Source organism: uncultured Oscillibacter sp., assembly GCF_950073225.1.
GTDB lineage: Bacteria > Bacillota > Clostridia > Oscillospirales > Oscillospiraceae > Oscillibacter.
The window spans coordinates 1-21,313 of record NZ_CATMPS010000034.1 but is presented as its reverse complement, the minus strand read 5'-3'; the positions used below and the strand labels follow the sequence as shown (position 1 = coordinate 21,313).

The 21,313-nt window shown below is 56.0% G+C and carries 17 protein-coding genes, 1 tRNA gene, 1 rRNA gene, 1 other RNA gene and 1 pseudogene; 13 read left to right on the top strand and 8 right to left on the bottom strand.

Annotation, left to right across the window (positions count from 1 at the left end; all coding sequences use genetic code 11):
* Positions 1 to 28 precede the first annotated feature (28 nt).
* The 3 genes from Q1M04_RS13340 (at position 29) to Q1M04_RS13330 (ending at position 2,670) form a co-directional block, all read left to right on the top strand.
* A complete protein-coding gene (locus Q1M04_RS13340; protein WP_300346756.1) occupies positions 29 to 1,354 on the top strand; it encodes a hypothetical protein in 1,326 nt (441 codons plus the stop codon).
* Positions 1,345 to 1,794, top strand: coding sequence for a hypothetical protein (locus Q1M04_RS13335; RefSeq protein WP_300346759.1), 450 nt, complete (start codon positions 1,345 to 1,347; stop codon positions 1,792 to 1,794). Before Q1M04_RS13340 ends, Q1M04_RS13335 begins: the two co-directional genes overlap by 10 nt.
* Before the next feature lie 126 nt (positions 1,795 to 1,920).
* Positions 1,921 to 2,670 carry a Fic family protein gene (locus Q1M04_RS13330; protein ID WP_300346762.1) on the top strand — a complete coding sequence of 250 codons (750 nt, stop codon included), beginning with the start codon at positions 1,921 to 1,923 and terminating at the stop codon, positions 2,668 to 2,670.
* Between the two features lie 257 nt (positions 2,671 to 2,927).
* On the opposite strand, the gene Q1M04_RS13325 is transcribed toward Q1M04_RS13330, so the two are convergent.
* The 3 genes from Q1M04_RS13325 to Q1M04_RS13315 are packed head-to-tail and all read right to left on the bottom strand — an operon-like array spanning position 2,928 to position 6,182.
* A complete protein-coding gene (locus Q1M04_RS13325) occupies positions 2,928 to 3,968 on the bottom strand; it encodes a tyrosine-type recombinase/integrase (protein WP_300346765.1) in 1,041 nt (346 codons plus the stop codon).
* A complete protein-coding gene (locus Q1M04_RS13320; protein WP_300346768.1) occupies positions 3,955 to 4,872 on the bottom strand; it encodes a tyrosine-type recombinase/integrase in 918 nt (305 codons plus the stop codon). Before Q1M04_RS13320 ends, Q1M04_RS13325 begins: the two co-directional genes overlap by 14 nt.
* A gap of 35 nt (positions 4,873 to 4,907) precedes the next feature.
* The gene (locus tag Q1M04_RS13315; RefSeq protein WP_300346771.1) at positions 4,908 to 6,182 is read right to left on the bottom strand and encodes a tyrosine-type recombinase/integrase; all 1,275 of its coding nucleotides are present in this window, start codon (positions 6,180 to 6,182) and stop codon (positions 4,908 to 4,910) included.
* A 260-nt stretch (positions 6,183 to 6,442) separates the two neighbouring features.
* On the opposite strand from Q1M04_RS13315, the pseudogene Q1M04_RS13310 reads away from it, so the two are divergent.
* Together Q1M04_RS13310 and Q1M04_RS13305 are read left to right on the top strand one after the other, a co-directional pair.
* Positions 6,443 to 7,187 (top strand): annotated as a pseudogene (locus Q1M04_RS13310) (ankyrin repeat domain-containing protein); the annotation flags it as partial.
* Between the two features lie 226 nt (positions 7,188 to 7,413).
* Positions 7,414 to 8,850 carry an aminotransferase class III-fold pyridoxal phosphate-dependent enzyme gene (locus Q1M04_RS13305; protein ID WP_300346774.1) on the top strand — a complete coding sequence of 479 codons (1,437 nt, stop codon included), beginning with the start codon at positions 7,414 to 7,416 and terminating at the stop codon, positions 8,848 to 8,850.
* A gap of 207 nt (positions 8,851 to 9,057) precedes the next feature.
* Here the strand turns inward: Q1M04_RS13305 and Q1M04_RS13300 are convergent.
* Positions 9,058 to 9,133, bottom strand: a tRNA-Pro gene (locus Q1M04_RS13300).
* Positions 9,134 to 9,436: 303 nt separating this feature from the next.
* Positions 9,437 to 10,489 (bottom strand): LacI family DNA-binding transcriptional regulator, encoded by a 1,053-nt coding sequence (locus Q1M04_RS13295; protein ID WP_295759118.1) that lies wholly within the window; start codon positions 10,487 to 10,489, stop codon positions 9,437 to 9,439.
* A 231-nt stretch (positions 10,490 to 10,720) separates the two neighbouring features.
* On the opposite strand from Q1M04_RS13295, the gene Q1M04_RS13290 reads away from it, so the two are divergent.
* The 3 genes from Q1M04_RS13290 to Q1M04_RS13280 are packed head-to-tail and all read left to right on the top strand — an operon-like array spanning position 10,721 to position 13,597.
* Positions 10,721 to 11,506 carry a hydroxypyruvate isomerase family protein gene (locus Q1M04_RS13290; RefSeq protein ID WP_300346777.1) on the top strand — a complete coding sequence of 262 codons (786 nt, stop codon included), beginning with the start codon at positions 10,721 to 10,723 and terminating at the stop codon, positions 11,504 to 11,506.
* Between the two features lie 29 nt (positions 11,507 to 11,535).
* A complete protein-coding gene (gene iolG, locus Q1M04_RS13285; protein WP_300346780.1) occupies positions 11,536 to 12,555 on the top strand; it encodes an inositol 2-dehydrogenase in 1,020 nt (339 codons plus the stop codon).
* Positions 12,556 to 12,589: 34 nt separating this feature from the next.
* Positions 12,590 to 13,597, top strand: a complete 1,008-nt coding sequence (locus Q1M04_RS13280) for a sugar ABC transporter substrate-binding protein (RefSeq protein ID WP_300448143.1) — start codon at positions 12,590 to 12,592, stop codon at positions 13,595 to 13,597.
* Between the two features lie 120 nt (positions 13,598 to 13,717).
* Here the strand turns inward: Q1M04_RS13280 and Q1M04_RS13275 are convergent, their stop codons facing one another.
* Entirely contained in the window at positions 13,718 to 16,414 is a 2,697-nt protein-coding gene (locus Q1M04_RS13275; protein ID WP_300346783.1) for a transglycosylase domain-containing protein, read from the bottom strand.
* 313 nt (positions 16,415 to 16,727) lie between these two features.
* Between Q1M04_RS13275 and Q1M04_RS13270 the strand changes: the two genes are divergently transcribed.
* The 4 genes from Q1M04_RS13270 to Q1M04_RS13255 all read left to right on the top strand — a co-directional run bounded on the left by Q1M04_RS13270 (position 16,728) and on the right by Q1M04_RS13255 (position 19,903).
* Positions 16,728 to 17,009 (top strand): DUF1292 domain-containing protein, encoded by a 282-nt coding sequence (locus Q1M04_RS13270; RefSeq protein ID WP_300346786.1) that lies wholly within the window; start codon positions 16,728 to 16,730, stop codon positions 17,007 to 17,009.
* A 21-nt stretch (positions 17,010 to 17,030) separates the two neighbouring features.
* A non-coding RNA gene (gene ssrS / locus Q1M04_RS13265) (6S RNA) lies at positions 17,031 to 17,230 on the top strand.
* A gap of 268 nt (positions 17,231 to 17,498) precedes the next feature.
* Positions 17,499 to 19,121, top strand: a complete 1,623-nt coding sequence (locus Q1M04_RS13260; RefSeq protein WP_297301773.1) for a peptidylprolyl isomerase — start codon at positions 17,499 to 17,501, stop codon at positions 19,119 to 19,121.
* An 89-nt stretch (positions 19,122 to 19,210) separates the two neighbouring features.
* A complete protein-coding gene (locus Q1M04_RS13255) occupies positions 19,211 to 19,903 on the top strand; it encodes a DUF554 domain-containing protein (protein ID WP_300346789.1) in 693 nt (230 codons plus the stop codon).
* A gap of 164 nt (positions 19,904 to 20,067) precedes the next feature.
* Here the strand turns inward: Q1M04_RS13255 and Q1M04_RS13250 are convergent, their stop codons facing one another.
* Positions 20,068 to 20,550, bottom strand: coding sequence for a GNAT family N-acetyltransferase (locus Q1M04_RS13250; RefSeq protein WP_300346792.1), 483 nt, complete (start codon positions 20,548 to 20,550; stop codon positions 20,068 to 20,070).
* 193 nt (positions 20,551 to 20,743) lie between these two features.
* Between Q1M04_RS13250 and Q1M04_RS13245 the strand changes: the two genes are divergently transcribed.
* Positions 20,744 to 21,130, top strand: a complete 387-nt coding sequence (locus Q1M04_RS13245; protein ID WP_300346795.1) for a hypothetical protein — start codon at positions 20,744 to 20,746, stop codon at positions 21,128 to 21,130.
* Between the two features lie 56 nt (positions 21,131 to 21,186).
* Here Q1M04_RS13245 and rrf read toward each other — a convergent pair.
* Positions 21,187 to 21,302, bottom strand: a 5S ribosomal RNA gene (rrf, locus tag Q1M04_RS13240).
* Positions 21,303 to 21,313 lie beyond the last annotated feature (11 nt).

Here is a 21,313-nt window from a genome sequence, read left to right as displayed (position 1 = left end):
CGCTATCCGTTTTGGCGGATACCCGGAAATGGTCCGGGCCATGTCCGACGCAATCTATGGCGGCGCTACAGTGGAGGCCGTTCAGAGCGAGGGCAGTGTGTCCCTAAAAAGCAGGCCCAAGGGCTACCAGCGGCAGCTTTCCCACGACGGTCCGTATGCCGCCGCAACCCTTATGGCCAGCGATGATATGCAGCCTGCGGAGCCCCCCGGGGATTCCGATGTCCCGGAGAAGGACAGCGCCCAGGAGAAAGCCCAGGACAAACTTGACCGGCAAAAGCAGCCCCGCAAGTGCTATATCTTCTGCCCCGCCGGGGACCGGGACCGGCTTTTTGCGGAGTTGGACCGTAAGACTGCCGCGCCGCTGATTCCGGCCTTCCGGGATTATGTACTGGAGGCCCTGATTAGCCGGGGCAGTTTGCGGCCGCTGGAGGTATATTCCATCAAGGAACGCCTGGACGCCTGGGTACTGGACCTCCTGCCGGAGGACCGGAACGTGGTGGAGGTCCTGGAGCAGGGTCTTGCCGACGGCAGCATCGCCATTCCCGGCGGAGGTCCCAGCCAGCCGGACGGCTTTGAGGATGTGACGAACGTCACCAGCTACCTCAACACCTTCGGCGTCACGGTGGCGGACCGCATCCGGGACCAGTTCCGGCCCCTGTTTGACCCAGCGTCGGAGCCTCTATCAGAGGAGGTGCTGGCCGTCAACGACTACATCCAGTCGAAGGCCGGATACTCCCTCTACGACGCCCAGCTCGCCGTGGCGGAGACCGTCAAGCGCCAGCTGGACCGCAAGGGTGCCGCGCTTATTATTGCGGAATGTGGGTCCGGCAAAACGAAGATCGGCTCCACCGCCTTGGGCGCGCTGTACGGCTTGTGGGCCTCCCAGCGCCGAAAAGGCGTGGAAAAGACCTTCAGCGTCGTCATGTCCCCCTCCCATGTCACCCAAAAGTGGGTCCGGGAGATTGGGGAAACCCTGCCGGACACCTATGCTATGGTTGTGCGGAGTATCACGGACCTGAACCGCCTGTATTCCATGTACCAGGAAGGAGACAAGAGCGTTTACGCGGTCCTCAGCAAGGAAAAGGCCCGGGAAACGGCTACGCCTACGGGCGAGGGGAAAAATACTCCCTGGAGCTTGGCAGCGACATTTCCAGGGCCCTTACCTCGGAACTGGCCATGCTGGCTTCTCCCAAGACCATGCCGCTGTTCCTGCAAAAGTATCAGCGGAAGCAGATCAAGCAGTACCAACGCCGGGAGCCCATCTATAAGGGCATGGGGGACATCATTTGCTGTCTGGACGAATCCGATTCCACAGAGGGAGACCCCGCCGCCTGGGGCAAAGCCGTGGCGCTGACACTGCTGGAGATTGCCGCCAGTGGAGGACGTAATTTCGCTCTGGTTCATTTCTCCAGCCGTGGCCGGTGCCAAACAGATCTGTTCCGGTCCGGTATGTACTCCATGGACGATAAAATGAAAGCGGCCGAAACGTTCCTCGGCGGCGGCACGAGCTTTGAAACACCTATGTGGGAATCCCTGCGGCTTATGCGGGAGGAAGGCTTTGAAAATGCCGATATCGTGTTTATCTCTGACGGAGAGTGCGCAATGCCGGAGCATTTCCTAAAAGAATTGCGGCAGGAACAGGCGGTGCGGCGCTTTACGATCACCGGCGTTCTTCTGGACCGTTGCAGTCCCGGCATGGATTTCAGCTTGCGGAATTTCTGCCAGAATATCTACCGCACCAGCAAGCTGGCAGGAGAGGATATTGTACGGGAACTGGTTCGCAGACGGGTTTGAGAATTTGAGAGCCGTCCTCCCCCAATCCTCTTTCGGAGCTTACCGGAAGCTATCCCTCATGTTTGAACCCTTGCGCAGAGGGCATGATTATGGTAAGATAAGGCCAGGAAAACGGAGGTGATACCCGTGGCCTATGAGAAAATCCTTACCTGGTGGCGGGAGAAGCGCATCCGAACCGCTGCGGACATTGCCCTGGAAATGAACGGCAACGGAGCGGCGTTCATCTACCATTCCGCCAAAATCGAAAATGATCGTATCACCTACCACGACACCCGGGAGATTTTCGACCACGGCGGTGTCAGCGGCTATACGGGCGATGTGCGGTCCCTGTTTGAGATACAAAATTCCGTGGCGGCCTATCATCGGATGATGGACGCTTTCGAGAAGAGGGAGGCTTTGGATCAAGCGTTGCTGTGCGAGTTCCAGGGTCTTTTGACCCAGGGCACCTATGACACCCTGCGCTACCAAAAGGGGGAGCGGCCCGGAAGCTATAAGAAAAACGACTATGTGACCGGTCCCCAGGAGGTAGGCGCTCTGCCGGAGGATGTGCCTGTGGAGCTTGGTGAGCTTCTGGCGGAGCTGGAGAACATCAGACCGGAGCAAGCGCTGACGGCGGCGGCGTATTTCCACGCCAAGTTTGAAAACATCCATCCCTTTGCCGATGGCAACGGCCGCACGGGACGGCTGCTGATGAATTACCAGCTTTTGCTGTGGGACCATCCGCCCATCATTATCCACGAGGAGGACCGGCGGGACTACTACGCAGCCCTGGAGCGATTTGACAAGGCGCAGGACTTGGATGTCCTGACGGCTTTCCTGAAAGAACAGACCGTGAAAACGTGGAGCGCCCGGTTTGAGCGGGCAAACAGAGCTTAGGATAGAGCGGCAAAGGCGTTATGCTTTTGCCGCTCTATTTCTTTTCTGAAAACGATCCAAAAATCCGCTTGTCTGCCTGGAACGGGGTATGCTATGATAAAGCTGTTGAGTACAGTCCAAAACCGGAGGTGACAGGATATGGATGGACGAACCTATCTCGCCATAGATCTCAATAATGCCGAGAAAAAAGAAATGCCGATATAATTTGGAAACACCTCAAATAAATGAGGAATTCTAAAAAATATCGGCATTTCATTTTAGGACAATCCGTAGAGTTGCTTGATAATCTCGCTATTATCCTTGTATTTAAATTTCTCGTCATCTGCGAATACCGAGTTTTCTTTTGTGGAAATCTTCTTGACGGCAGCCCGCTTCATCTCAGTAGTAGCATTCGCATAAATCAGGGAGGTTTCCATTTGAGAGTGTCCAAGCCATTGGGCAACCATCTCCAGCGGCATCCCGGCCATGTACAGATGCATAGCTCGGGTGTGACGAAACAGATGAGGATGAATATGAGGGATGGAAGACATCTGATTTCTGGCTTTAGCACCGTATTTTTCAACGAATCGTTGAACGTTATCACTGGACATCTTTACAGGAATTCCGTTCCGTATAGTGTAAAATAGGTAGTCGTCTTGGGTTGCGTTTCTATGGAAGTGGGCGCAATATGCTTTGAACATTTCAATCAATTCATTTGAAATCGGAGTAGCACGGAACTTGTTTCCCTTTCCAATCACATGAAGTTGGGCAGCGCCGTTCTTTATAAAAAAGTTCCTCACTCTTAAGTCTAATATTTCCTGAACTCTGCAGCCGCTGTCATAGAGCAGATACATGAAGAATTTGTCTCGTATCCCAAGCCTCTTGCTGGTATCTGACTGTGACAGAACCAGTTTCATTTCTTGGACGGAAAGATAGTGGACTTCATCTGCACATTCTTTTGGAAATCCCTTTATCTTTTGTATGGCGGATAATTCAGCAAGTCGTAAAACGTCTTCTCCCATAAGGAAACGGCAAAATTTCCGCATATGAACTAGTCGCAAATTTGCGGTGGGTGCTTTATTTTTTCGGTTGGATATGAGCCAATCCATAAAGGCCACGATGTTCTTCGTTGTAAAATCCAATGATGTAATATCGCTCAGTTCTTTAGCAGATACCTCTTGCAAAAAGTCTAAATATAAATTCAGGGTATAGCGATATGCCGCTACGGTATTGGGACTGTCCTTTTTAATGATGGGCAAATGTTCTGTTAAGAACTCCCGGATTTTTTCAAACAGAGCAGGATCTTTAATCTTTTTCATGCGGAACCTCCTCTGTCGCATAGATCTCGTTGAGTATGTCCCAATCAATCCCAGGGGAAGCCTTTAGCCGTTCAGGAAGAAGATGCACGTAGTACAGAGTTTCCTCCAAACTCACATGTCCCATGTAAGCACTTAAAAATGGTATGAGTGCCATGACATCTCGTTTCTCATCGACCCAGCGCATAAGTGCTCTCGTAGCAAAGCTATGACGGAGATCATAAGGACGAGGAAACGATTTACCCTTTGAAATTCCACTTCGAATGCAGGCTCTTCTAAACCGGTTTCTTGCCCATGTTGTAGAAAATTTGCCTCCATCCCAGTGCTGGAAAAACCACTCCTGATTTCCCGCGAACCGGTCATAGTTGGCGCAAAGTATTTGCATATCTTCGGAAATTACTATGTGTCGTTCCTTGCCCCGTTTGGATTTTCGGATAAAAACGTCTCCGGTTCTTAAGTCAACATCTTCTGTCCTGAGATTCAACGGTTCATTAGGGCGCATCCCGCAGCACAATTCCAATCTGAACAGCACAGGGAGAATCCATTCGGCATAAGATCTGGCACATGGCTTTACACTGTCGAGAGAATCAAACAGTTGGCGTAATTCCCCGTCTGTGAAGATATAGGGCTGGTATCGCTGAACTTTAATGTTATACTCTTCTGTGGGGACAAACGCTTTTTGTCCAATAGCATTCAAGTAACGTGTAAAATGCCGAATATTGATTATAATATGCTTTCTGGTGTTGTCAGTGGCAAACTCTCGCACTAACAGCCAACTGTCAAGCATTTCTTGTGTAATTTCATGCGTATCAGGAAATTTGCAGGAACAATGTTTAAGAAACGAGAGAACTTGAGATGGCCCATACGTTTTTGCGTCATATCCAAGGGATACCTTGAGGTTGATCATATCGTGGTATGCGGTCTCCATTTCAGCCCAGAAACTCAAATCCCGTCACCGCCTTTCTTAAAAGTGCAGCAAGATGGAAATTGAATATCCGCATAAACACCTTTTGAGATGGGAACCTCAGAAAAGTCTGCGGAGCACAGTGCGGTTTGCGTTCTATTAAAGCTAAGATAGGCTTTTCCAGATGACATATCACTATGTCCAAGCATCTGTGAAATGGATGTAACAGGAACCCCCACGTCTGCAAGCTCTGTTCCAAAAGCACGACGCAAGCTGTGAAATGCACGATAGGGCTTCTTCTCAACACCCGCTAACCGACAGTATTTGTCAATCATGTAATCTAACGGGCTTGTACTCGCGATACCGGTATATACCGGATAGGCTCGAATAAACACATGATTATCTTTACATTTCGGCCGTTCTTTCAAAATATAATCAGCAATGGCGTTGAGAGTCTTTCCGTTAAGTGGGGCGGCAATGGGTTTCCCGGTTTTCTTCTGTACAATTCGCAATTCCTGCCTTTCCCAGTCGATATCCAGCAGTTTCAGATTTCGGATATCAACGCAGCGAAGGCCGGAATTGAACGCCAGCAAAATGATTGCCCGGTCACGGAGCGGAGTTTTTGAATTTGAATCAATTACCGACAGCACCAGATTGATTTCATGCTGGGTATAGGGGAGAATTAAATGGATTAGGGCTGTTTGGGGACGGAAAACACTCAGGTCAGTTTTGATATTGGCTAACTGGTGATCATTCAAATATGTTGCTGTAATTCTTAAAGCTCGCATGACTACCGTCATATTATTCTTGTTTGTTTTTGCGGCCTCATAAATGAAGTCAATAAAATCTCTATCGCCTATCTGGGTACTGCTCTTATTTCGCCCTTGCAAGAAGCAGAAAAAATGACGTATCGGAACCGATAGCCTCTTTTTATGCCCATCTGTCAGATCTGTGCTTTGCAAAATTGCTTCGGTGAGTTCCTGGTAAGATTTGTTGGGCCTATACCGCCGTGCATCTTTTATTATGGAGAAATCCACTTCTCCAGTGGTCACATAGGAATGGACACGAAACGATGCTGTTACAAATGAACGGTAGAATTTTCTGCTGATTTCCCCTCCTTCATACCTTACTCGCTGGCATTCACATAAGCTTTCCAAGAGTTCATCTGAACAAAACTCAGTATCATGCTCATAATGCCAGTTGATGATGGGATGATAGACGCTCCAGCTAATTTGCTGTATGCTGGACTCCTTAAGACCTTGGTCACGCAGTGCGTCCAGCACACCATTTACTGCATCTTCTATCTTTTGCAAAATTTTCACCCCCTGTTATATTTGGTGCTCCCAGTATAACAGGTAATGCCGATATTTTTTAGAAAACTTCTCTCATTTGAGGCTTTTCCAAATAATATCGGCATTTCTTTTTTCTCGGCATTATTCAGATCACAGGCGATATAAGTCCGGTCCGCCACTGGTTCCGCCTCCCCGGCGCAAAACTTTGTTCTAGTCCTATCATAGCATACCCAGTCCGGCTGAGACAAGCCAAAAATCTATCAAAGGAGAATCGCAGGAAAATGAATGTCATTGAATTTGACCACCGGAAACCCTCTGCGGACGATCCCCGCAAATTGGAATACGCGGGCCAGAGGACCGCCGCCGAGGTATTCGAGGAGCTGAAGCACCGCCTGGAAAGCCAGGGTTACCTGCCCGACGAGTATTTCCTCCTGGACAGCTTCTGGGAAAATGGACGGGAGATCCCCCAAAGACGCCGGTATCTTCTGCACCACCGACTACGGCGGCAGCGAGGGCGTCTATCTGGACGCATACCTCAAGTGGTATGATAAAGGCCATGAAAAGAGCGTTACACAAAAATTCTTCACTGGCAAAACTCTCGGCGAAAACGGAAATGATCTGGACCGGATGTTCCTCATCTCCTCCGCTATTACGAAAGCCTTTCACGGCGATCATGCCACTCACGCCCGGTACATGAAAATCAGAGGAGTGGAGGAAGATACAGGCGGCAGAGTGGTCCATCTCAGTCGGCAGGAGGAGAAGGTCATCATCGATGCGCTGGTGGAGCAGCGGGAGCGCCAGGAGCAGGCCATGTCCCAGACCGAACAGCTCCTGCGGCGCATGACCGGCAGCATCACCGCCTATATGGACACAGTGGGACAGCGTCCCCTGCGGCTCGATGATTATGACCGGGCGGTGCTGGCAATCCGGGACGGGGAGCTGAGCGCCTTTCAAACGCTCCTTCCTAATCTCAAGGACCGCGCGCACGACCTTCTGATCGAAGCGGCTGGACGCCCTGGCATAGTGGCGGTGCTCTCCCCCATCATTCTGGTGATTGCCTTCCTGTGCGCCCTGGCCTCCGGCTCCGCCACGCACAATATCTCCGCCGCCGAGCTGTGCTTTTACGGCGGGGAACTCCCGGCGGATACTCCCGAGGAGTACCGGACCTACATTGAGGATATGCGGACCAGCTTCGGTCTGTTGGACGGCTTCATCTCCACGGCGGACGGAAAAACAGAGGAAGAAAATGGGAGTGAACACAACCATGACAAATCAAGACATCTTCAGCAAAGATGAAACTTATGTCGCTCATACCTACAACCGTTTTCCCGTTGCCGTGCAAAGCGGTCATGGAGCTACCGCAAAAGATTTTGATGGAAAGGAATACATTGATTTCGGCAGCGGGATTGGCGCAAATTCCCTGGGGTTCTGCAATGAAGAGTGGGTAAGGGCAGTTACGGAACAGCTCAAACTGGTGCAGCACACCTCAAATCTGTTTTATACCTCGCCCGATGCTCTGCTGGCAGAGCGCCTATGCCAAGCGACCGGATACTCTAAGGTTTTCTTTTCCAATTACGGCGCAGAGGCCAATGAGGGCGCAATTAAACTGGCCAGGAAGTATGGAAGGGACAAAAAGGGTTATCGTTGCAACCAGATGATTACCCTCCGCAATTCTTTCCATGGAAGGACTATTACAACTTTGGCGGCTACAGGCCAGGATTCATTTCACCAGCACTTTTTCCCCTTCACAGAGGGATTCCGCTATGTTCCAATCAACGAACAGCGGGAGTTGTTGGATGCGCTCGCGCTGCTGGATGCCCTGAACGATTCTATATGCGGCATTATGATCGAACTTGTTCAAGGCGAGGGCGGCGTGACAGTGATGGAACGGGAGTATGCGCAATACGTTGAACAAATCTGTAAAGAGCGTGATATTTTATTGATTGTGGATGAAGTGCAGACGGGAATTGGTCGAACCGGCACTTTCCTCTGCTGTGAGCAATACCATATCCATCCTAACATCATCACCCTCGCAAAAGGACTGGGCGCCGGACTTCCGATTGGCGCGGTTCTTATGGACGAAACGGTGGGAGAGATTTTTCAGCCCGGCCAGGATGCCTTGGATTTCCTGCCACTCTCTTATATTGGCGTCGTCTGCCCGGTTCTGTTTTTCCTTTTTTCGGACCGGGAAGTTCGCGGGGCCGACGATGAACACCGAGGGGCAGCGGGCGGCGATGGCGTAGCCATGATTGAGGTTCTCCGCCAGCTTACGGGCGTAGGTATCCAGAAGGCGGTCAATCTTTTCGTGGTACATGGGGTCCACACGGCTCTTCTGAGCCTCGGCGATAGCGGCGGCCTTGTCTACCTCCTGGCGGTAGGACGCCGTGGCGGAGCCGGGCTTGTAGTCGTAGAAACTGCTCATTTCTTTGGCCCGGCGGGCGGCGGTTTCGTCGATGGGGTAGTAGGTGGGCATAGAGTTCAGCTCCTTTATCGTAGATTTGCTGGTAGAGTATCAGCAAGAGTATCACAAGGCAGTTGGTATAGCTATTCATTATTTCTAACCAATTTCAGGCGAGATTTTCGGTTAAAATGTGAAGTGCTCTTTTGGGCGCAAAAAGGGCGCCGGGCTGTCAGGCTGTGCATAGCCAACAACTCCGGCGCTGAAATTTCGTGTAATATGCTCTGGTGAAAAAGCGGTGATGAAGGCGGCTGAAAAAGGGCGCTGGCGCTTAAAAAGCCGTTTGTCCGCAAAAGGGGGGGAGTTCGAACCCCTCCAGTCGTGCGAAAACCCTGAAAATATCCATTTTGCGGGATTTTGAAATCCCAAAAAACAAAAAGGTGAAACAATTGGTACTCTAAGCGTTCAGCCTAAAATATCCAGATTGTTTCACCTTTATGGTCCGAGTGGCGAGACTTGAACTCACGACCCCTTGACCCCCAGTCAAGTGCGCTACCAACTGCGCTACACCCGGATATTTACGCTCACTCATGTCAGCTTGTATAGATTAGCACACTTCGCCAGAAAATGCAAGACCTATTTTTAAATTTCTTTTGAAAATTTTTCCCCCCTCAAATTCAGGAAGCTTTCCCTCCTCAACAGCGGACCCGCCGCCGGAATAGCCCGCAAGACGGTGGATCGACCACTTTATTCTGAAGTCCTCCCCCTAACGAAACATCCCCGGAAGGCAGAACGGCGCCTGTCCTCCCCTATAAAAAAGCCAGCGCCCGGTGCCCACGCCGGGCGCTTCAAGCGTTTTCCATGGCCCGCGCCCTGCTTACAGGCCGTACCCCATGATATTCTCGGCGCAGAGCACGTCGATACGTCCCTGAGCCCTGGCAGGGTCCGGCTGAATCCCCTTTCGCAGCAGGTCCCGCAGCAGCAGCAGGGGCAGCGCTCCTTGCTGCACCATGTCCTGGGGAATGGTGAAATCCACGCCGCCATCCAGCAGCAGCCGCCGGATTCCCTCGTTGATATCATGGCAGACCACACGGATTTCCCCCTTTCGGCCCGCCGCCCGGATCGCCTCCACACAGCCGGACACGTTGAGGTTCGCCATGTAGACTCCGCCCAGCCCCGGATGGGCCGCAATGGCCTCGCCTACCACAGAAACCGTTGTGCCATAATCGTTAAAAGTCTCCGCGACTACAATCTGTTCCGGGGCAAAGCCCAGCTCCGCCATGCGCTCTTGAAAGCCGCCCAGCCGCTGGCGGTGCCCGTCGAACTTTAAATTGCCCACCGTCGCCAGCACGACGGCGTCCCGGGACACGCATTTGCTCATCAGCTCCGCCGCCACCCGGCCCGCCCGGCGGATGTCCTGGCCCACGAAGCACACCCGGCCGCTTTCCGGAAGATCCGAATTAAACGTGACGCAGGGAATCCCCCGCTCCGTCAGCTCCGTCACCCGGTCCTGGACCGAGCGGTCGTTCAGCGAGCAGAGGGCCAGGCCCTTGCAGCCCTCCGCCTCCAGCTCGTCCAGCAGAGTCAGCGCCTCCTGGGGAATATCGGTTTTGCAGTGCCGCACCAGCACCCGGACCCGGCCGGCGGACAGCTCCTCCCGGACGCTGTCAATACCCCGCTCCACGTCCGCCCGAAACTGCCCCTCTTCGCTGGGCAGAAGAACCCCCAATTTCAGCGTTTCCAGGGAGGCGGCCATCTGCCGGGCGTGGGCCTCCCGGGGAGACACGTACCCCGTCTCGGCAATGGCGGCCAAAACCCGCTCCCGAACGTCCGCCCGCACATAAGAGCGGTTGTTCAGCACCCGGTCCACCGTTCCCCGGGAAACGCCCGCCAGCGCCGCCACCATTTGGATTGTCGCCCTCTTCCCCATGCTGATTCCTCCCCAATATGTGCAGTGCACAGTATGTGACGCTTTTATGATAGCACAGCTCTTGTGGATTTGCAAAAGAAATTTTCGTCCCTTTTGTAAAATCCGCTGATTTCTTTTCAATCTTCCCCCAAAATGGAAAAAGGGGTTGACAGCCGGGCCCGGCTTTGCCATAATGTGTGTAAAGGCACACAACGAATAGCACATAATAAAGCACATATAGGAGGCAGCGCTATGAACTTTCAAAAATCAGCCTGCATTGAGCCCATGTACAGCGAGCTTCCCTTCCTGGAGCGGTTCCAGGCCGCTAAACAGGACGGCTTCGAATTCGTCGAGTTCTGGAGCTGGACGGACAAGGACCTGGACGCGGTGAAGGCGGCGGCGGAACGGGCCGGGATCGGCGTCTCCGGCTTCAACGGGGACGCGGAACTCTCCCTCATCGACCCCAGCCAGAAGGAGGCCTACCTGGCCTTCCTCCGCCGGTCCGTGGAGGCGGCTAAGAAGGTGGGCGCCCGGTCCGTCACCATCCACTCCAACGGCCTGGGGGACGGCGGCATGGTCATCGACCATTATGATGAACTCAGCGACACGGTAAAGCTCTGCACCATGTTCGGCACCCTGAAAGAGTGCGCCAAAATCGCGGAGGAGAGCGACATCTCCATGAACCTGGAACCCCTGAACGTCACCACGGACCATGTGGGCAACTTCCTCCAGACCACTCGGATGGCCGCTGAAATGACCCGGCTCATCGGCTCCCCCAAGCTGAAGGTGCTCTATGACGCCTACCACATGCAGCTCAACGAGGGCAGTCTCTGCGACAACATCCGGGCCTATGGGGACCAGTTCGGCCACATCCATGTGGCGGACGCCCCGGGCCGCCACGAGCCTGGCACTGGCGAGATCAACTACGCCAATGTGTTCGCCTGCCTGGAGAAAACCGGCTACACCGGCTTGATCGGGTTTGAGCTTATGCCGAAGACCTCCACCGCTGAGGCGGTAAAAGCAATCATGAAACTTTAAATTCCATATTCTAAGAAGGAGAGACGTACATGAAAACCATCAAAATCGGCATCATCGGAGCGGGCCGCATCGGCCGGGTCCACGCGGAGAACATCGCGAAGTTTGTCCCCGAGATGGAAATCAAGACCATCGCCGACCCTTACATGAGCGAAGAGACGGTGGAGTTCCTCCGGCGCCTGCGCATCCCCAACATCGTCAAGGACGCGGAGGAAATTCTGAAGGACCCGGAAATCAAGGCGGTCGTCGTCTGCTCCCCCACGGACCTCCACGCGGAATACTCCATCAAGGCGGCCGAGGCCGGGAAGGACGTGTTTGTGGAGAAGCCCGTGGACTACCGCATCGAGCGGGTGAAGGAGGTCATCGCCGCGGCGAAGAAGGCCGGAGTCAAACTCCAGGTGGGCTTTAACCGCCGCTTCGACCACAACCATCGGGCCGTCTATGAGGCCGTCCGGGCAGGCAAAGTCGGCAAGGTGAACCTGGTGAAAATCAGCTCCCGGGACCCCGAGCCCCCCACCATCGACTATGTGAAGGTCTCCGGCGGCATCTTCTACGACATGATGGTCCACGACTTCGACATGGCCCGCTTCCTGGCGGGCTCCGAGGTGACGGAGGTCTTCGCCTACGGCGGCGTGCTGGTGGACCCGGCCATCGGCGAGGCGGGGGACGTGGACACCGCCGTGGTGTCCCTGAAATTCGAGAACGGGGCCATGGGCGTCATTGACAACAGCCGGAAGGCCGTCTACGGCTACGACCAGCGGGTGGAGGTCTTCGGGTCCGAGGGCGCGGTGATGGATGAAAACGACACCCCCAATAACGCCACCTACTACGGGGCGGACGGAACGTCCTCCAGCCCCTGCTACAAAATCATGTGGGACCGCTACACCATGGCCTTCGCCGCCGAGCAGAAAGCCTTTGCCGAGGCGGTGCTCAACGGCACGCAGACCCAGGTCACCGGAGAGGACGGCCTGGCCCCCATCCTCATCGCCGCCGCCGCCACGAAGTCCCTCAAGGAGGGGCGGCCCGTCAAGCTCAGCGAAATCACGCAGTAAGTCCCCCATTCAGAAAGGAACGAGGTTTACTATGATGAAACAGCGTATAGCCGCCCTGCTCCTGGCCGGTTTGATGCTCCTCTCCCTCTCCGCCTGCGGCGGCGGCGGCGATTCCTCCGCCGGCGGCTCCTCCGGGGACAAGGAAGGGGCCTATAAGATGAGCGTTATCTTGAAGACCACCGCCTCCGAGCACTGGCAGCTCATTATGGCCGGATGCCGGAAATTCGAATCCGAGCACCCGGACGTGGTCATCGACATCACGGGACCGGCCAATGAAACCTCCTACGACGACCAGCAAAATATGATCGAAACCACCCTGAACAACAGCGAAGTGGACGCCATCATCATCGCCCCCCTCCAGTCGGAGACCGCCGCCACCCTCATTGCCGGGGAGACCCGCCCGGTCTTCGCCCTGGACACCAACATCGACGCGCCGGAAATCGTCTCCTTCATCGGCACCGGAAACGAGGCCGCCGCCAAGCTGGGGGCCACGGAAGCCGTCAAGGCCGCGAAAGCCGCGGGATGGGAAACCATTGAGTGCATCGAAATCGCCGGGGTCAAGGGAGACGCCACCAACACGGCCCGGATGAACGGATACACCGCCGGAGTCAATGAAAACGGCGGGACCTTCCTGGCCGATGAAATCCAATACGCCAACGCCGTGGCGGACCAGGCCGTCACCTGCATGGAAGCCATTATCCAAACCCACCCGGATGGAATCGCCATCGTCTGCGCCAACAACGACGACATGGCCGTGGGAGCCGTCCGGGCCGCAGAGGGCAACCCCAGCTTTGCCAACACCATCTTCCTGGGCTTCGACGGCTCCACCGGCGCGTGCCAGGCCATCCTGGACGGACTTCTGACCATGTCCGTGGCCCAGCAGCCCTATGAGATGGGCTACCTGGCCTGCCAGACCGCCTACGACAAGCTCCAGGGCAAGGACGTGGACGCCGTGGTGGACCCCGGCATCGAGGTCATTTCCCCGGAAAACGCCCAGGCCCGCATCGACAAGGTCAACGGATATCTCGCCGGTCAGAACTGATCGGAGCGCCCCCGCGCAGCTCTGCGCGGGGGCGCTTTTCTCGCAGGCAGAAAAGCAGCCGCATGACGCTTGCGCGCCATGCGGCTTTTTTGGCTAAACGCTGCGGCCCCTTCCGGCCCCTCAGGCCGTAAGGTTCCAAAGGTCCTCGAAGAGTCCTCCGCCGTCGGGCTCCGTGGTTCCCGGCTCCTGGGGCTCGGTGGGAGCCGTGGGGGGCGGGTCCGGCGTGGGCTCCGGGTCCGGCGTGGGCGGCGGAGTGCCGTAGCCCTCGTGGCTCTCGCCGGGGGCGGGGACATAGGGCTCGCTGGGCGTGGTGGTCCCGCCGTTCGGGTTGTTGGGGTCCTCGGGATTCAGCGGGTCCTCCGGGTTCACCGGGGGCAGGCCGTTGTGGGCGGGACAGCCGCCGATGGGGTTTGTCTCCGAAATCTCGGTGATCTTTTCCAGGCTGCTGATGAGATAGGCGTCGTCCTCCGCCTTGATGCTGGGGCCGTAGTCCTCCCGGACGTAGTCCAGGTAGGCCCGCTGCTCCACCACCTCCAGGGGGCAGGACTCCGTGGCCAGGCAGTGGCCCTCGGTGCAGTAGGACACCACCTTGTGCGTGGTGCACTCCTCTGTGGGCCCGGTGCCCGACGCCACCGTAAACGTGCCGATTCGGCCTCCCCGGGGGTCCGCCTCACACGCCGCGGAGGGCAGCATACCGCTGTCCAGACAGACCCGGATGCTGGTCAGCCCCGTGGCGGGCTTGTTGTCAAAATCCTTGTCGGGCAGGTCCATGTGCAGGGGCTCCATGACCTTCTTCCACATGGTGATGGCGGGGTTGCCGCTGTAGCTGATGCGCTCCGGGTCCTCATAGCCCGTCCAGACCGCCGCCACGTAGTAGGGCGTGAAGCCCACGAAGTAGCGGTCCTTGTTGTCGTTGGTGGTTCCGGTTTTTCCGGCGATGTGCATGCCGCCAAACCGGGCCTGTCCGCCGGTGCCGGAGGTCACGGCGTTTTTCAGCATGTCCGTCATGAGATAGGCGGTGGTTTCCTTCATGGCCACATGGCTTTCGCTCTCGTTTTCCAGCACCGTCACTTCCTGGCCGGTGGTGTTGTCGATGCGGGTGACCCGGACGTAGGTCCGGGGCTCGTTGTATACGCCGTTGTTGGCAAAGCAGGCGTAGGCCGCCGCCATTTCCACAGTGTTCAATCCCCGGGTCAGGCCGCCCATGCCCAGGGCGCCCACCACCATGTCGTCCGCCACCAGACCCAGCCGCAGGTTCTCCGTGGCGAAGCGGTAGGCCTCCTCCACCCCCACGGACTGGAGGGCCTGGACGGCGATGGTGTTGATGGATTTCTGCACGCCGGTCCGCACCGTGGTGAAGCCGGTGTAGGTGTTGGGGGAGTTCTTGGGCCAGGGATTCCCGTTGAGCTCCTGGACCGGGTAGTTGTCAAAGACCGACCCCTGGGTGATGACCCCGGCGTCCAGGGCGGGGGCGTAGGCCGTCAGGGGCTTCATGGAGGAGCCCACCTGCCGCTTGGCGGTGGCGCAGTTCCAGCCCAGGTTCCGGTCCTTCTCCCCCACCTTGCCAACCATCGCCACGATGTCGGCGGTGTAGGGGTCCAGGATGGTAATGGCGGACTGAAGCTGCTGGCCGTTCCGGGAGGTGACGTCCAGGTTGCTCCGGTCCTCATAGATGCTCTCCGCCAGGGCCTGGATCTTCGGGTCCAGGGTGGTGTAAATGTGGTAGCCGCTGTTGTAGAGGCGGGTGTACGCCTCCTCTTCCCCGATGCCGAACTCCTCCCGAAGCCCCTGGACCACATCCCGGATTACCTGATCCACGAACCAGGAGTTGATTTCAATCTTGCCCACGGCCTTTTCCACGATCTCCTCGGCGGAGGTGGACCCGTCGGCGAATTGCAGGACCTCCGCCTTGGCGGCGTCCCGCTGGGCCTCGGTGATGAAGGGCACGCCGGTTTCCGGGTTTATGACCTCCGCCATTTTATTCAGGATGACCTCCTGGCGCTCCTTGTTCATCTCCCTGGGGGTGACCTTGGTGCCATCCTCTCGGGTGTAAGTGATGTCGTACAGGGGGCCGAAAATCGAGGGGTTGTTGGTGATGGCGATGAGGCAGGCGCTCTCCGCCAGGCTGAGGTCCTTGGCGTCCTTGCCGAAGTAAAACTGCGCCGCCGTCTGAACGCCGTAGCAGGTCTGGCCCAGATAGATGGTGTTCAGATACAGCTCCAGAATATATTCCTTGGTGTAGTTCTTCTCAAATTCCAGCGCCCGGAAAATCTCCCGAACCTTCCGGTTGACATAGGGTGCGTTGTCCTTTGTCATGTTTTTCAGCACCTGCTGGGTCAGGGTGGACCCGCCGTAGCTGCCGTCCCCGGCAACCAGCTCCAGCACCGCTCCGGCGGTCCGCTTCCAGTCCACGCCCTCATGCTGAAAGAAACGCTCGTCCTCGATGGAAACGGCGGCCTGCCACAGGTAGTCGGACATCTCGTCAAAGCTCACCAGAATGCGGTTTTGCTCGCCGTGGACGTTCTGGAACTCCTTCCACGTCCCGGTCTCCTTATCTTGATAGTAGATAAAGGAGCTGAGGTTCATGGTGTAGTCCTCCGCCCGCACCGCCACGCTGGGGGTGACCACCGTGTCGATATACTCCTTAAAGAAATGCAGGCCGATCAGCGCCGTGCAGACGCCCACCAGCAGGACCGTCCACAGCGTAATGAAGATCCACTTCACCACGCCCAGGACGATGCCCAGCGGGGTGGCCCTTCTGCGCTTCCTGCGCCGCTGGGGCTGCTGGGGGTGCTCTCTTCTTCCGTGCTGCTCCAAAGTAACGAATACCTCCTTTGCCGGGGATACCGCCTCCGCCCTGCTTTTTGCGGCGAAGCGCGTCAAAGCCAGTTGTTTCCAGGGCTCCCAAACATGTCCAGAGCCCCTTGTTCTCCATTGTACCATGCCCTGTCAATATTGAAAATGTCGGATTTCGCCGAAAAAAAGTTTCCGCGCCGCATGGATTTATGGGTTTTGGGCAGACTAACTCCCACCGGCGCTGTCAACTTTTCGCCTTTTTCACGAATTCTACTCTTGCAATTGCCGTCGTTTCCGTGTAAAATACAGTTGAGCCCAGAAAAGGAGGCCCTGTATGAGTGAAGATTTCGGCCCCACCTTCCTGACCGTCACCGACGAGGAGGGGAAGGAGCTGGTTCTGGAGTTCATGGACGCTCTGGAACACAACGGACAGCTCTACCAAGCGTTCTTCCCCGCCGAGACCGAGGGGGAGGAGGACGACCCGGACGCCGGGCTGGTGATTTTAAAAGTCCTCCACGAGGACGGTGAGGACGTCCTTTCCACCCTGGACTCCGACGAGGAGCTGGAAGAGGTGTACGACTTCTTCATGGAGTCCCTGTTCGACGGCGAGGAGTAACTCCAAAACCACATACGGTAAAGTACCCTGCGGGGTGCGTGATAGATCTTTTTTTAACCCACATTTCGTTATAAGGGACGCTGGATCAGTGCGTGGTTCGCAGGCCTCCCGGCTGCCGTTCGCGGCTGGAAGTTGGAAGCGGTAAAGCGCGCTGGAGGCGACCCACCTGTCCATGAAGGTGCAGGTTATAACGGGGTCTACACGGCTCTCGCGGGGTACTATTATGCCCTGAGGGCCGTTTTCTTTTCCGCTTTCAGGAAAATTTCAGCCGGGCATGTTATGTTTGTCGTACCATTCGAGTGTTATTTTAGCGGACCGGCCCGGAGATTTGATGAAAAAAACGTGAATTCTGGCGTTTTCTTTCCCGGAAAGGGATTTTAGGCTTGCACTTTGGCCCGCGTTCCGCTATAATAGGCAAGTGCGTAAAATCCAGCCCGTTCCCGTTCGGGCAAAAATTGTAACTGAAAACTTGAGAGGACTGAAACACAAATGAGCGCATCGAGAGAAAAGCAAAACCGCCAGGCCGCTTCCGGCCAGGCCGACCCCAAAACCGCCCGGGAGGCGCAGCAGCGCAGGGAGGAGAAGCGGACGAACCTCCTCTACGGCGTCATCGCCGCCGCCGTCCTGGTCGCGGTCATCGCCTCCTTCGTCTGGCGCAGCGACTTCATCCCCAAGACCACCACCGCCGCCACCATCGACGGGGAGAAGTACACCGCCGCTGAGGTGGAATACTATTATCAGACGGCCTACCGCAACTTCGTAAGCAACAGCCAGTATTCCTATTTCCTCAGCTATCTGGGACTGAACACCAACGCCACCTTAAAAAGCCAGTCCATCAACTCCACCGCTGCCGCCATGCTGGGCATTGAGCTGCCCGACGCGGACGCCGAGAGCGCGGAGGCCGATTCTGAAGCGGACCCCCTGGCTCCCACCGGCATGACCTGGCACGACTATTTCCTGGACGAAGCCCTGGATAACATGCGCGTCATTCAGGCCGCCCTCAAGGCCGCCGAGGCCGAGGGCTTCCAGTACCCCGCCGGGGTCCAGGCTCAGTATGACGACAACATGGACGCCCTCAAGGCCGTAGCCGCCGCCAGCGGCATCTCCGTCAGCCAGTACCTGAAAGGCAACTTCGGCGCGGGCGTCACGGAGAAGGTTTACGGCGAGCAGCTGATGCGGGTCCTTCGCTACAGCGCCTACGCCGACGCCTATCAGGACAGCCTGACTTACTCCGACAGCGAGCTGGAGGATGCCTACGGCGCTGACCGGAACACCTATGACCATGTGTCCTATGAGGTCGTCTCCTTCTCCGGCGCGGCGGAGAGCACCACCGACGACGAGGGCAACACCGTGGAGCCCACCGAGGAGGAAGCCGCCGCGGCTCTGGAGGCGGCTCAGGACCTCGCCCAGACCGTGCTGGACGGCTTCCAGGACGGCGGGGACCTGGAGGAGCTGGCCAACGAAAACGACGGCACCTACAGCAAAAACGAAAACGGCACCTACAGCGCCGGAAGCGTTATGAGCGAGTGGCTGTACGACAGCGCCCGGAAATCCGGCGACGCCTCCACCCTGGCGGACGGCACCGTTCAGTATGTGGTGGTCTTCCACGACCGCTTCCGGGACGAAAATCCCACCATCGACATCCGGCACATTCTGGTTCCCTTGGGGAGCGGCTCCATCGCCGAAGGCGAGGAGGGCTATGAGGATGAGCAGGCCCAGCTGAAAGCCGACGCCCACGCCAAGGCCGAAGAGCTGCTGGCCCAGTGGCAGTCCGGCGAGGCCACCGAGGACTCCTTCGCCGCCCTGGCGCTGAAGGAATCCACCGACGGCTCCAAGTACGACGGCGGCCTGTACACCGAGGTTTATCAGGGCCGGATGGTGACGGAGTTCAACGACTGGTGCTTCGACACCGCCCGCCAGAGCGGCGACACCGGCGTGGTGGACACCCAGTACGGCTCCCATGTCATGTACTTCTCCGGCGTGAATGCGGCCCGCTGGCAGACCCAGGTCGCTGCCAATCTGCGGACTGAAGCTTACACCGCCTGGGAGGAGGATCTGGTGAAGGATGTCACCGTCCAGCGCAGCGAGTCCGGTTTGAAACACATCGGCTAATACCGCACAGCACTTAGGGGCCGGCAGACGCCGGCCCCTTTTCCCAAGATATACATTAGAACTTTAAATGAAGAAAGAAGGAAATCTGCATGCTGGTTGGCACGCTGGTCAACACCGGCGCGGTGATTGCCGGGTCCCTGATCGGCCTCCTGCTGGGTAATATTCTGCCGGAGCGGCTGCGGGACACTGTGATGAAAGGCCTGGGCCTCTGCACCCTGTTCGTGGGCATCGACGGAATGCTGGGGGGCAGCAACGCTTTGATTGCCATTGTCTCCATGGCCGTGGGCGCCGTGATTGGTGAGCTCTGCGACCTGGACGGGCATCTGAACCGCTTTGCGGAGGGCCTGGAGAAAAGCTTCAAGAAGGGCCGGGAGGGAGGCCCCTCCCTGGCGGAGGGCTTTGTGACGGCCTCCCTGGTCTTCTGCGTGGGGGCCATGACCATTGTGGGAGCCCTAAACGACGGCCTTACCGGAAATCATGAAATGCTGTTCACCAAGGCCACCCTGGACTTTGTGTCCTCCATCATTTTCGCCTCTTCCCTGGGCCTGGGCGTGATGCTGTCCGCCGCGGCAGTACTTACCATTGAGGGGGGAATCGCCTGCCTGGCCAGCCTGGTGGCTCCCATTCTCCAGCAGAACCCCAATACGGTCCCGGAAATGACGGTGGTGGGCTCGATACTGATTGTGGGAATCAGCTTGAACCTGCTGGGGGTTACGAAGGTGAAGGTAATGAACTACGTCCCGGCCATCTTTTTCCCCATTCTTCTCTGCCAGTTCATGTGAGGACTGTATAAAGAAACGCGCCGTGCCGGAGGGTAAGGCGTCATAAAGAAGTTAAGGGCAAGACAGGCCGCAGCGGTCTGTCTTGCCCGTTTATACTGTATAACCCACTATGACACTTTCGGGGAAAGTGCCCGTGGGGGAGAACAATAAAAAGGAATTTGTTTTTACAGTTTCAAAATAGCAATCAGCTCGTCTCCATCCATTTCTCCAGTTTCAACAAATCCAAACAAACGGTATAACTGGCTGGCAATTCTATTTTCAGGTTCATAAGACAACCAGCAGTATTCCGATTTACCGCAGGGAAATGTTTTTACGAATTCCAATGCAAGTCTGACCGCCTCTTTGCCATAGCCCCTATTTTGATAATGACTATCTATCATCAATCGCCAGAGATTATAATTTCCTTTTGCTATCAATGGGGCGTCCTCCCAATAATCATCTGTATCAAAGCCAATCATTAAAAAACCAACCGGTGTATCATCCTCATATATTCCAAAAGGGAAAACATATCCATTTCCGGTTATGGCGGTATAGGCTTCGATAATGCTGATGTCATTGCTTGCTACAAAATTTTTTTGCTTTTCAGAAACACAAAGTTTCAAAATATCCCATACGTTTTTCCCGGTTATCTTCTCCAGTCTCAGCATATTGATATCCTCTCGAATCCCGATTTGTCGATGAGTTCATTATAAAGCAGCACCCTCTGAAAAGCAACTTCTTTCCAGAATGTGTTGGCTTCTTTACGGGAGTTACCCCGAGGGCAGGGGCGCGTTTTTTTGATTGCAACGCCCTCCTTAGCGTAGTAAAATGAGGGCAGCAAAATAACGGGAGGAAACCGCTATGACTTTAATTTTAGGAATCTCAACCGCCATAGGTATTCTGATTTATCTCTTGCACCGCCAAGGCTTTGCCGTAACAAAGAGCATCGCCGCCGTGCTGTTTGTATTTCAACCGGGAAAAAGAGGCGGCCGCGCCTCCCTGAACTCCTGCACCGGCTGGGTCCGGCATAGAGGCCGGTTCCGCGAAAGCCGGATTATGAAATTTTGCTTCGACTGCCGGCTGTCCAGCGGGGATGCGGAAATCGTCCTGCTGGACAGCCAAAAGCGGGAGCTGCTTCGCTTAAACCGGCACCAATCCACAGGAGAGCTCAAGTTAGATGGAACGGCACAGTATTATCTGCAATGGGAGTTTCATCGTGCTACCGGCATATGTGAGCTGCACTGGTAGCAGACCTTCTCCGTATAAAGCAAAAAAAAGACAGGCTACCGAAGTAACCTGTCTTATGTTGGCGCCACCTATCTTCCCGGGCCGTCGCCAGCCAAGTATTGTGGGCAGAAACGAGCTTAACTACCGTGTTCGGAATGGGAACGGGTGGACCCTCGTTCTAATCAGCACCAACTTGCTCGTCGC